A 12305-nucleotide genomic window follows, 5' to 3' on the forward strand; every position below is an offset into this window, starting at 1 on the left:
GGTGGAACTATTCTTCTAGGGTACTCAAATCCCCTTCATCTTGCCCTAATGCACGCGCTTTTAAGACTCGGCGCATGATTTTTCCTGAGCGGGTTTTTGGCAGTGCATCAACAAATTGTACATCTTCAGGAGTGGCAATTTTGCCCATTTCATGGCCAACATGCTCTTTAAGCTCATTAATGAGATCTTGGTTGCCAACAACCCCTTCTTTCAGAGTCACATAAACGTGAATCGCGTTGCCTTTTAGCTCATGAGGTAAACCAATGGCCGCGGCTTCGGTAACGACTGGATGGCATACTAAGGCGCTTTCAATTTCTGCGGTACCCAAGCGATAGCCACTGACTTTAAGCACTTCATCAATACGGCCTATCACCCATATATAACCATCTTCATCTTTTTTAGCACTATCACCAGCAAGGTATCGCCACTGGCCATCAACTTGTGTCCAATACAAATCTTTATAGCGTTGATCGTCTTTAAATACCGTACGTGCCATACCCGGCCAAGGGTTTTTAATGATCAGCTTACCTTCTTCATTAGGCGCAGCCGGAACACCATCATCATTAACAATTTCGACTTCATTACCAAAGAATGGTTTGGTGGCTGAGCCCGGTTTAAGCGGCGTAATTGGCAATGGACAAATCATGAAACCACCGGTTTCAGTTTGCCACCAAGTATCAATAATTGGACACTTTCCATCACCAATCACGTCATGATACCAACGCCATGCTTCAGGGTTGATGGGCTCTCCGACACTACCCAGTAATCTCAAACTCGATAAGTCGTGTTTTTTCGGCCAGCGATCACCGAAGCGCATTAATCCACGAATAGCCGTTGGTGAGGTATAAAGAATGTTGATGCCGTAATTCTCAATGATCTGCCACCAACGATTCGGATAAGGATAATTTGGTGCGCCATCGTAAAGCATAATCGTAGCACCATTGATCAATGGCCCATAGACGATATAACTGTGGCCTGTGATCCAGCCCGGATCGGCGGCACACCACCAACGGTCTTGTGGCTTGATATCAAACGCCATTCTGTGAGTGGTTGAGGTATAAACTGCGTAACCACCGTGAGTATGTAACATGCCTTTAGGTTTACCCGTTGTGCCCGAGGTATAAAGGATAAACAGTGGGTCTTCGGCGCTGGTTTGCTCTGTTTCACATTTAGAGCCCGCAATCGGCAGCGCTAATAAATCATGCAGCCAAAAATCACGGGTTGGCTCCATCTCAACATCGAGTTGATTATTCTTAACGCAGATACACACCTCGATGCTTGGGGTTCGCTTCATCGCATCATCAGCAATCGCTTTTAGATTGATTTTCTTACCACGACGAGAGCCACCATCAGCGGTGATCAACACCCTTGAGTGAGCATCATCAATGCGCTGAGCGAGGGCTTCAGTACTAAAACCACCATAAACTACAGAATGAACTGCACCGATTTTGGCACACGCTAACATCGCAAACACCAATTCAGGAATTTGTGGCATATAAATGGTAACAATATCGCCCTTTTCTACGCCCATGCTTTTGAGCACGTTGGCAAATTGTGATACTTCACGGTTCAAACCATTGTAGGAAAAGTTACGTTTTTCGCCGTTTTCACCTTCCCAGATAATCGCCATCTTATTGCGGTTGGCATTATCTAAATGGCGATCAATGGCATTATGAACAATATTGATTTCACCACCATCAAACCACTTGTACATAGGAGCATTGGACTCATCCAGCACGCTATCCCATTTTTTATACCAGCTTAAGGTTTCTGCCTGTTCCGCCCAAAATGCTTCTCTGTTTTCAACGGAATATTGATACAATTTTTCGTATTCACTGACATTGGCTTGCTCGATAACGTCCTGACTTGGATAAAACATTTCGCGCTTATCAGAATTGGTCATGTTACTTCTCCATAAAGATTGTACTTAGCATCCGTTTGTACCCGTCTGTAGGCATTGTTGTTTGTTGTAGGACACCAATTTTGAGAGCCTGAATCAACAACATTGAATGGCTCGAATATTTGAGTGATGACCAAGTTAGGGAATTTTTTGAGAAATGACTATTAGACCTAAGTCTATATAAGACGATTTAACGCTAAACACAGGCTCAGGGACACAAATGTTATTCGTGGCATTAAGCTTTATTCATAAAAGTAGCTTACTTTCAAAGTGTTATTTACCATTAAACTACACTTTACTTCATCAATAAATACCATGAGTGTATATTTGGTTAGTACGAATTCAATGGGGGATACCCCTCAAACACCCTCAAATCTCATCAATGGATTACCGCCATCAAAAGACAATGTTGATGTTGTCAACAATGGCAGTATCGCGCGTAGTAAACTTTCAGAGTTTTGCGCCCATTATCAAGTAACCAATTTATGCCGAATTCCCGTAGCCGAATTTCAGGGTGCTCGACATGTCCACGCCGTTCAATCAGGAATAGTAAATGAACTTGGTTGTAACCAACGTCAATTTGTTCATTTTAATTTGCAACACACTACAGTCGAAGTCGATAAAGAATATATCGCCCTTTCTATCGTTCAAAGTGGTCAGGGTAGCAAGTTGGGCAAGGTTGAATCTAACGAAGGCTACATCCCACCGATTCTCAGTAATCAAAACGCATTGATTTACCGTGTCGTCAACGTCAGACAAGAAGTCACGTTTGACGAACTTGAAAAAATGGCACAAGACAGTGAAGTCAACTTTAGCCACGGCCTAAATTCAATCTATGATCTTGATAGCTTAAAACAAACCCTGTTATCTCGATACCAACATTCAAGAAAAGACTTGGGCCTGACAGAAAGTAATATTTCACAGCAAACAGTAGCAATCACTTGGTTTGAACTGGTTGGCTATGTTGATGAACGTGATCAACGGGTAAATTTACCCGAACCCCAACACATTCAAGTAGGCGAAATGCGCATTCAACTTGACGATGTTCATGAATTGCTCACCATACTGAATGTCGCCCCAGAAGAAAAAAACTTTCATGATTTAGCAACCGTGGTAAAGCAATGGCGCAGACCACCCGGAATACTGAGATCTCAGCAGCCTGATGTAGTGGTTACCAAAGAGAAAAAAGCACAATGCCTTGCTGTGTTTAAAAAAATGGGCTTTGTTGATGAAACTCATCCTGCCTTAAATCAATACGATCATGGCGTGATCATGGGAGCGGCGATTCCCACCATGCAAAATAGAGTCGAACAAATGGAAAAAATAATTAAGCAAGAGGTACAATGTTCGAAGCTATTTACCTTAACCAGTGCGCGTAAATTGACAGAGCAACCAGATCAATTTACCCAATACAACCAAGCTCACAGTCAACTCACACCACTGAGTACAGAGCATAATGAAACCGATGCAATGGCACACATAGTCAGTCAATCATCTCTCTCCCCTGTCATTCCGGTTTTCTGCGATGCGATGATAGAAGAAAAAGGCATTCGCCGCCCCGCGAATACCTCTGATACGCTGCAACGTTATCAGCAACGGCATAGAGTTGAAAAGGGGAAATCGCTCTTAATGGTAACCAGCCAACCTCATGCGATGTACCAATTGGCCAGTGCTCAAAAAACATTTTTTCCTGAACGCCCTACGATAGCCTTAACGGCGAATAAAGCTCCTGAAGACACGCGCTTGATCACCTGCCTTGATTCATTAGATTCCGTATTTAGAGTGGCATGAACCATTACTGAGGCTTGAATTAAATCTTGTTAACAAGACTAACACCTTGAATTAAATTCAATACAATGAGCATAAAAAGCGAGACCAGACAGGCAGCACATGGCAACAGGCATAACGATACAAGACAACATCGATCCCTATGAAAGCGAGGATAACCCCAATTTCACCACACCAGCTCCCCAAAGAGATGAATCGGTGCACATTTTACATATTCAACTGCGCGCCACTTCTACTCAAGAATGCATTCTCTTAGCTGGCAGTAACACATATCATGCCGACATCCAAATCCTCCGCGAGCATGAGCCACATTTGAACGTCAAACAATTTATAGAGCAAAACGCCCCCGGAAAAATATTAAATCAGTTCTCTTTTGAGTTACTTGAAAAAGAAGAAGGAATGGTGTGTTCGTTTGATGTAAACCTAAAATCATACTCACCCCAACGGTGTAACCTTGTCACCAATAACAATACTTATAAGGCCGTCATTACAATTATACATGTCAACCGAAAGCCTGCAGATTTGCCCGCACCCAGTTTATTTGAAAAGACCGCTCCCCCCTGTCAAATTACAGCGCCCCAAAACACTAAGCGTCCGAGTCACCCCATCACACCCCAAACGCCCTCAGCCCCCCATCAATGCTCTGCAGAAAATCCAGCTCTGTACGGCGCCTCCAAAGCATCGACAGCTCCAAGCCAAGCAGTAAAGCAATTTTTAGAGGGTGCTACACAAGTGCCAAGTAAAACAGCTTATGCTATTTTTGAACGGTATTGGGAGCAAATCGCAGATGAAATTACGCGGTTATCTACAAATCAGTGCGTAAGTGTTAAGAAACAATGTTTTGCCCGTTTTAAGTATACTGAAATGCAAAAAAACCTTCTGGATGATTTTTTATCTAAAAATAATAAATCTAGATTCTCACGCCTTCTCTTACAGGCCATAAAAGCGAAAATCCAAACAGAACAAGATGTGTTTAATAAACTATTAATGACGCTAAACAGCTGTAAGATCCCAGCCCTCATTGATTTTGCAGAAAAAATGGTTAAGGACGTATATAGCCCAAGTTTACGTTGAGCAAAAGTCATCCTAAGAATCTACTTAAAAGTACCTGACTATACGTTTCTTAAACCAGTAACTTCTTCAAAGGCGTATCCCTCCCTTGTGTTAATTGGCTCAACTGAGCCAACAACAACTCCCCCGAAGCCACCGCATCATTCAAGGCATTATGTTCATAATGAGGAGGTAAGCCATATTCTTGTCTCAAATTGGCCAACCTGAGTCGAGAGGGATCATAAGGCGTATCACTCAAATCAAAACGACGTTTGGCGATTTGCAAGGTATCAATAATAGGAAAAACAGGCGCGACGCCATAGAGTTGCAAACAGGCTTGCTGCAGAAAACTGCGTTCGATATGGGCAAAATGCACCAACATCACTTTCCCAGCTAACTGTGCTAACAACTGTTCTATTACTCGTTCTAATGACTGACCTTGGGCTTGCTCATTATCGGTAATTTGGTGAATTTGTACGTTTTCTCTCTCAAGTTCGATATTGTGATTCACAACAGTATGTAGGCTATCAGCAAGACAAATAATGCCATGATGTATAGGCGTACATCCTACTGATAAAATATGATCTTTTTTAGAGTTTAGCCCTGTAGTTTCAAAATCTAATGCCAGTAGTTCCACCTCTTTTATTGGTGTTTGAGGCTCAGGAAACGGCACAGATAAAAAAGATTTGAGTGGTCCCTCTGGGGCTTTTTTACATTGTCGCTCTCGCACGGCATTGAGCCCAAACCAGCGTTGAAATAACATTTGAACTCCTTAACCGTAGGTGGTTTGGCGTACACTCTGCATTTCTTTAATCACTTTAAACGCATCTTTTAAATGCTCTCTATCGAGCTTAGATAGAGCATTAGGCGAGATGAAACAATCGGTTTCTTCTCCCTCTAACAATTGCTTGGCTTGGTGTTTTACTTTCGACATGGTCAAAAACTCAAAGGCTGAAAATAAGCTTTTACCCGAACCTTGAGTTAATGATGATGTCCCCATGGCCTGCGTTAACCGTTTAAGGGTATTCACTTCTTCAATGCCTTCCGATAGCGCATAAATTCGCGCCAGATCCACCACAGGTGCGATACCATTGTGTTTTAAATCCAGCGTATTTTTATGCTTGCCGTTATCGGTTAACACGAAGTCTCGAAAGAAGCCTAACGGCGGTCTGAGCTTGATGGCATTGGCAGATAAATGAGCCAAGAATAGGGTGTTGCCTTGAGTCTTTTTCAGCATTTTTTGACGAACATCTTCAAGCAGTGATTCTTTGCCATATACGCTGCGCATATCAAAAAAGATGCTGCAATGCATCAAGGCTTTTGGGTCAGGTTTATCTATCCATTGAGTAAAATACTTATGCCATACCGCTTGCGTTTGGCGCCATTTCTGATTGCTGGCCATCACATCTCCAGGACAATAAGGATAACCACATTGAGCGAGCCCATCACACACAAACTGCGCCAACTGAGTAAACCAAGGACGATGCTGCTCTTGCAGGCTGTCATCAATGATCAAAGCGTTATCTTGATCGGAACTGACCATTTGTTCTTGTCTTGCTTGAGAGCCCGCACTCACCCACACAAAGGGGACAGGTTCATCGCCTAAATGTGCTTTGGCTAACTCAATCAGCTTACAGGTAAACGCATCAGCAATCGCACTCATGGTTTTACCGACACTGCTTGCGGATGTTCCAAGCTTGGCCATGCTCACTTGTAATTTCGGTAATAAATCAGAGATATGCGACAACTCGGTCACATCTTTTGCCTTAGCAATCATGGACGATACATTGACAGAACTTAGACTTTCTTGCCTCATTAAGTCGGTAATGGTCACCATCCCTGCCAGTTGCCCTTTTCGGCTCACAGGTAAATGATGAATGCCGCGACTGTTCATTTTAATCAAGGCTTCATAAGCGCTTGCGTTCACATCAATCATTTGCACATCAGCCGTCATGATGTCTGATACTGGGGCACTAAGGGTCAGACCTTTTGCTAACCCACGACATCGAAAGTCTTTATCCGTCACAATGCCAACCAGCGCTTTATCTCTAATGATCAATAGAGATGAAAAATTACGCTCGGTCATTATCATTGCGGCTGATTGCAAGCTCGTAGTTTCCTCAATCGTCACCGCTGGGCTACTGAAAAAATCACCAATTGAGCGGTTCATCAAGGTTGACGACACAACTTCCTGCTCATTGATTTTAGAAACTTGATCTGACAATCGTTCTGCCGCAGGCTTAGTAAAAAAAGCCCCCACGTGTGGATGCTCGACACAGATTTCTAATAAACTCGAAAAACTAATGGCATAAATCAGGGTATCTTCATCAGCTTTAACCAAGGTATTACTTACGGCATCTTGCGAACAAAACACGCTGCAAATATCTCCTTCCGCTAACTTCTCAATCAATTCTTGATTATTTTTGATGACCGACAGCGTGCCTTTGCGGATCACATACAAACTCGGATCCGTTATACCTTGTGGCGGCAGAGTTTCGTCACAGCGAACATAACAAATCTGAACCTGCTTAATGAGTTTTTCCAATATCGGTTCAGGGAGTAAATCCAGCGGGTTCGTCGCTTGAATAAAGGTTTTGATTTCCGTCAGTTCACTACTCATGGCGCGTCCTTGTGTTTTCTTATGTTGTTGTTTTTACCATTGAAAACGTTAAGGGTCGAGCATTGAAATGCCCCCTTAGACTAAAGTTTAATATGTTTGTTTTCCATTGGTTGTTAGGGTCTTAACTGAAAAATTAAGTACCTGAGCATAAAACCTTAAGCAATTTATGCTCAGGTACTTATAACAATAAAAAGTAAAAGGAGATCAATGTGGAAACACAAAATAGTTACTGGGCGGAGAATTTACGCCTGATCCTGATCTGCCTCGCCATTTGGTTTGTTTCCTCATTTGGCTTTGGTTTACTGCTGGTGGAACCCTTAAATGAAATTCGCTTGGGCGGTTATAAGCTTGGTTTCTGGTTTGCCCAACAGGGATCCATATACGTGTTTGTGGCACTTGTTTTTTGGTATTCATCACAAATGAATAAGCTCGACAAAAAATATAACGTAGAGGAAAGCTGATCATGGATGAGTTAAAACTGTATACCTACATCGCGGTATTTGGCTCATTCGCCCTATACTTTGCGATTGCTTGGTGGGCGAGAGCCGGATCGACCAGCGACTTTTATGTCGCAGGTGGCGGTGTTACCCCAATTCAAAACGGAATGGCGATTGGTGCCGATTGGATGAGTGCAGCGTCATTCATTTCGATGGCGGGTCTGATTGCATTTCTGGGCTATGGTGGCTCGGTATTCTTAATGGGCTGGACAGGCGGATACGTTCTGCTGGCAACCTTGCTTGCACCATACATGCGTAAGCATGGCAAGTTCACCGTACCAGAGTTCATCAGTGATCGTTACTACTCGAAAACAGCTCGTATCGTGGCGGTTATCTGCTTAATCATAGCATCACTCACTTACATCATAGGTCAAATGAAAGGTGTAGGCGTCGCCTTCTCACGCTTCCTTGAAGTGGATTATGGCTTAGGCTTAGGCATTGGCATGATGGTGGTTTGGGTTTATGCGGTATTAGGTGGCATGAAAGGCATTACCTACACCCAAATCGCGCAATACTGTGTACTGATTTTTGCTTACACTATCCCAGCGGTATTTATCTCACTGCAACTGACAGGTAACCCAATTCCACAGCTTGGTTTGGGTAGTACTTTAGCCGACGGCAGTGGCGTGTACTTACTTGATAAGTTAGACAGTGTTGTCACCGACTTAGGCTTTAAAGAATACACCACGGATAACCTTGGCGGTACTTTAAACATGTTTGCTTACACCATGTCATTGATGATAGGTACAGCAGGTCTGCCACACGTTATTATGCGTTTCTTTACTGTGCCTTCAGTGAAAGCGGCACGCTCGTCTGCGGGTTATGCGTTAGTGTTTATTGCTCTGCTTTACACTGTTGCTCCGGCAGTTGGTGCGATGGCTCGATACAACCTGATCAACACCATTGAACCAACAGCGGGTCAGCACATGGATTACTCTGAGCGTCCGCAATGGTTTAAAGATTGGGAAAAAACTGGACTGCTTCAGTTTGAAGATAAAAACAATGACGGCAAAGTACAATACAGCGCTGATCCTAAAACCAATGAAATGGTCAAAGTTGACCGTGACATCATGGTACTGGCTAACCCTGCGATTGCAAACTTACCTAACTGGGTAATTGCACTGGTGGCAGCCGGTGGTCTAGCAGCAGCATTATCTACCGCAGCAGGTCTTCTTTTGGCGATATCCTCATCGGTCTCCCACGATCTGATGAAGGGGGTCTTAACCCCCGACATGTCTGAGAAAAACGAACTGCTTGCTGGGCGGATAGTGATGACACTCTCGATTCTAGTGGCTGGATACTTGGGACTGCATCCGCCCGGATTTGCGGCCGGGACAGTAGCACTCGCCTTTGGTCTTGCCGCGTCCAGTATCTTCCCAGCCTTAATGATGGGGATCTTCTCTAAGAAGATGAGTGGTAAAGCAGCTGTGGCGGGTATGTGTAGTGGTATTGGTATTACCATGCTGTATGTATTCCAGCACAAAGGGATCATGTTTATTCCTGGCACTTCCTTCTTGGGTGACATGGGTGAAAACTGGTTCTTCGGGATCTCACCAAACGCCTTTGGTGCAGTGGGTGCGTTAGTGAACTTCGCGGTAGCCTTTATCGTGTGTAAACTGACTGGCGATGCACCTAAAGAGATCCAACAATTGGTTGAAAACTTCCGTATTCCAAAAGGAGCGGGAGCGGCTCATAACCACTAATAATGGTTAAATTGAAAAAGGCTCTAGTTTGTCGCTAGAGCCTTTTTGTTTTCCCGTCTACTTTTTACTTTCAATAATTTGTTTAAGCTTGTCGTGATTGATTGACTCTAGAATTTCTAAATGGGTTTCAAAACCCACACCCAATTGCTTCTGTTCAAACACTTGGCCTTTCTTCCTCTCTATCCCCATTCTCATTTTGCCTTGGTAGTAAAAAAAGCTCATATGACTAGAGATGTGAGAACTTAAGCGCTGAACAGATTGAGGGATGGTAATGTCAACAAAATCGAGTCCAAAACGTGTTGAACGGCTCCATAAGCCAGAACCTAAATATTGAATTGGGTTGCCGTCTAATGAAGAGATTTCGGTATCAATCCCATTTAGGTTATCAAAGACAAACGACAACTTGTCTTTGTCGACCCTAAAGTATCTCACTCGTTGAGCTGGCCTGTAGAACCATGGATGGAATAGCCATGCGATGATGTAGTGGTTCTCATCAGAGTACACAATGGGAGAAAAAGGAATATTAAACTGATAGTTCGCTATTATGGAATTTACGTTTTCAACTTCAGTTGCAAGAGAGTAGTTAAAGCTAGCCCCTCCAGGTTCACCCGCTGATGTATTAGGTGTGAGTACAGATGCGGTACCACAGTCCTCAATCGCCGTTTCCGTTGTCTGACATTGTAATTCAAAAAAGTCGAGAGCCACCGTCTTAGTAATCTCTAAAGCAGACATTGAGCTATTATCAGGAAGTGTTTCTAAACCTGAAGCATCGGTAATTTGAGGCCAAACTTGTAAGTCATGCTGCGTACTGAGTAAAGCTGAAATATTGGCTCCGCCAACATCATAACGTTTAGCATTGATAAAATAAGCATAGTCTGAAACATTTTTACTCTATACTAGAGCATCTAAGCCTTCTGTCGGAGATACCAAAAGATTTTTCCCAACCGCACTATGACCATTTTCTGTAAATACTATTGCATTAGCTTCTTCATTTGCTATTTCAGTGAAACCTTGCTCCTGCCAGCGGCTCAGCTTGAACTCGATATTTCTTGCTGTACTATTTTCAACGGAGTTTCTGCCATCAATATAATCAAGCTCTACACCATTTGAGAGTAGTTTGTCTTGATAAGTGATCATCCCTAACTTAGATGATGTTGAGTTTGCAAGTTGCTGATAGGCATCAATATTGACGGCCTGCTTTCTGAGTGCCAATATTTTCATTTCATCAGCAATCGTCACTTTGTTCGATGGAACAGTTCCTGCGCTCACCGCCAATGAAAATGACTTTTTCATGAGCTGAATGGTAAAACGTCCTAAGCCAGAACTTCCTTGGACTTCCTCATCTGAAACTTGCCCAGTTAAATCGGGATAATTGTTTTGGGTGATCTCCTCAGTTATGGCATTGATTGCTTTCATTTGATGAGCAACAACATATTCATGACGCTCAGAATATTGAGTTTCTTCCTCTAGAACATCATTAAGTTTACTCATATTCGAGACCATCAACTCATTAAACTTATTGGCAACTTGATGAAGGTGTTTGGCTTCTAATTTTTGTTGTTCTGAACTCGTGTCATCAAACCGCGCTCTAACGTAATTACCACATAAAGGTGCATCTGTTTGAAGCCTATGCTGTAAGAATTTTGTGGCCTCTTCCTTTGTATAGCCAAAACTCATTTCATGCTTGAGCATTGTGGTGATTGGCGTGATGTTATGGCAACCCGCAGGACTGGTTAACTTAAAGGGGTTTGCTATTGGCTGATTACTTAATACGTTAATAGAATCAGTCGTCACTTCAGCCAAAAGCGGGCAGCTGTTAGCTTCTGCAGAAAGATTATTGAGCTCAAAACGCCCTTGTTCATCGCTAAGCGTATGAATTTCATTGCTGTCACAAACCATATTATTATTACAGTCAGTACAGACTTTAGCGTTTCGTATGGGATCATCTAAGACGGTGCCAGAAATTGAATATGTTTTGGGAGGCTTGGTTACCGTTTGCTTATTACTATCGTTACATGCAACTAAGGTCAATAGCGACAAAAATGACATTAAAATCAATGGATGCTTCATTTGGTACTCCTTTACCACAAATCCATCTACAGCCATTAAAAAATAGGCTTTAGACCTTAATACTGCAACCCAGAGCATAATAAACTGTGTTTTAAATTCACGACTAAATTTGTACTTTTAAGACTAGACATTTGAGCTAAAACCGAATTTACTAGAACCACAACAAAAAAGAGCATTTTATTTACATTTAAGTAAAAAAATAAAAACAATAAAGTAAAAGGAAGTCACTTGAATAAGCATACAAAACTGGCCATTGCTATTGCCCCTCTACTCGCTGTGGGCGGATACATACTGTCGGATATGTACATCGAAGACCAAGCGCAACAAGACCGTATTTTTACCTTAACCCCTGAGTCAAAGTGCGATGTCTTAGCCAAAGACTGTGTGTTGGTGTCAGGAGACTTAAAAATCAATGTCTATGATGAAAATGGTGTGACTTTTATAAACTCCACCTACCCCCTCGACCGAAGTACCTTATTTCTGGTAGACGAAAACAACAATGCCACCAGCTATCCACTTTACATGAAAGATTCGCCCTATTATTGGAGTAGTAATACCCCTCTTAAAACACAAATTGATAAGGTTGGCTCTCGCAAAAAGCTGCGCTTGATTGCACAAATTAAAGGTGGGAAATACATCAGCGAGTTCTATACACAGACGGCCAAATAAATTCGCTC

The 12305-nt window shown here is 42.7% G+C and carries 10 protein-coding genes; 5 read left to right on the forward strand and 5 right to left on the reverse strand.

The window, feature by feature from the left end:
- Positions 1-7: 7 nt before the first annotated feature.
- Positions 8-1903: an acetate--CoA ligase gene (acs, locus tag D5018_RS12825; RefSeq protein WP_121839395.1), complete on the reverse strand. Its 1896-nt coding sequence runs from the start codon at positions 1901-1903 to the stop codon at positions 8-10.
- Between the two features lie 324 nt (positions 1904-2227).
- On the opposite strand from acs, the gene D5018_RS12830 reads away from it, so the two are divergent.
- Positions 2228-3691, forward strand: a complete 1464-nt coding sequence (locus D5018_RS12830; protein WP_133309290.1) for a hypothetical protein — start codon at positions 2228-2230, stop codon at positions 3689-3691.
- Positions 3692-3790: 99 nt separating this feature from the next.
- The gene (locus D5018_RS12835) at positions 3791-4762 is read left to right on the forward strand and encodes a hypothetical protein (RefSeq protein ID WP_121839397.1); all 972 of its coding nucleotides are present in this window, start codon (positions 3791-3793) and stop codon (positions 4760-4762) included.
- Positions 4763-4811: 49 nt separating this feature from the next.
- Here the strand turns inward: D5018_RS12835 and D5018_RS12840 are convergent, their stop codons facing one another.
- Both D5018_RS12840 and D5018_RS12845 read right to left on the reverse strand, forming a co-directional pair.
- Complete coding sequence (locus D5018_RS12840) at positions 4812-5501, reverse strand: exonuclease domain-containing protein (protein WP_121839398.1); 690 nt, start codon at positions 5499-5501, stop codon at positions 4812-4814.
- 9 nt (positions 5502-5510) lie between these two features.
- Complete coding sequence (locus tag D5018_RS12845; protein ID WP_121839399.1) at positions 5511-7358, reverse strand: DUF294 nucleotidyltransferase-like domain-containing protein; 1848 nt, start codon at positions 7356-7358, stop codon at positions 5511-5513.
- Between the two features lie 209 nt (positions 7359-7567).
- Between D5018_RS12845 and D5018_RS12850 the strand changes: the two genes are divergently transcribed.
- Positions 7568-7819 carry a DUF4212 domain-containing protein gene (locus D5018_RS12850; protein ID WP_121839400.1) on the forward strand — a complete coding sequence of 84 codons (252 nt, stop codon included), beginning with the start codon at positions 7568-7570 and terminating at the stop codon, positions 7817-7819.
- Between the two features lie 2 nt (positions 7820-7821).
- Positions 7822-9558, forward strand: a complete 1737-nt coding sequence (locus D5018_RS12855) for a sodium:solute symporter family protein (protein ID WP_121839401.1) — start codon at positions 7822-7824, stop codon at positions 9556-9558.
- Positions 9559-9615: 57 nt separating this feature from the next.
- On the opposite strand, the gene D5018_RS12860 is transcribed toward D5018_RS12855, so the two are convergent.
- Positions 9616-10290 (reverse strand): hypothetical protein, encoded by a 675-nt coding sequence (locus tag D5018_RS12860; RefSeq protein WP_121839402.1) that lies wholly within the window; start codon positions 10288-10290, stop codon positions 9616-9618.
- 159 nt (positions 10291-10449) lie between these two features.
- The gene (locus tag D5018_RS12865) at positions 10450-11628 is read right to left on the reverse strand and encodes a hypothetical protein (RefSeq protein ID WP_121839403.1); all 1179 of its coding nucleotides are present in this window, start codon (positions 11626-11628) and stop codon (positions 10450-10452) included.
- Positions 11629-11856: 228 nt separating this feature from the next.
- Between D5018_RS12865 and D5018_RS12870 the strand changes: the two genes are divergently transcribed.
- Positions 11857-12297 (forward strand): hypothetical protein, encoded by a 441-nt coding sequence (locus tag D5018_RS12870; protein WP_121839404.1) that lies wholly within the window; start codon positions 11857-11859, stop codon positions 12295-12297.
- Positions 12298-12305 lie beyond the last annotated feature (8 nt).

The sequence above is a fragment of the Parashewanella curva genome, from assembly GCF_003675895.1.
Classification (GTDB): domain Bacteria; phylum Pseudomonadota; class Gammaproteobacteria; order Enterobacterales; family Shewanellaceae; genus Parashewanella; species Parashewanella curva.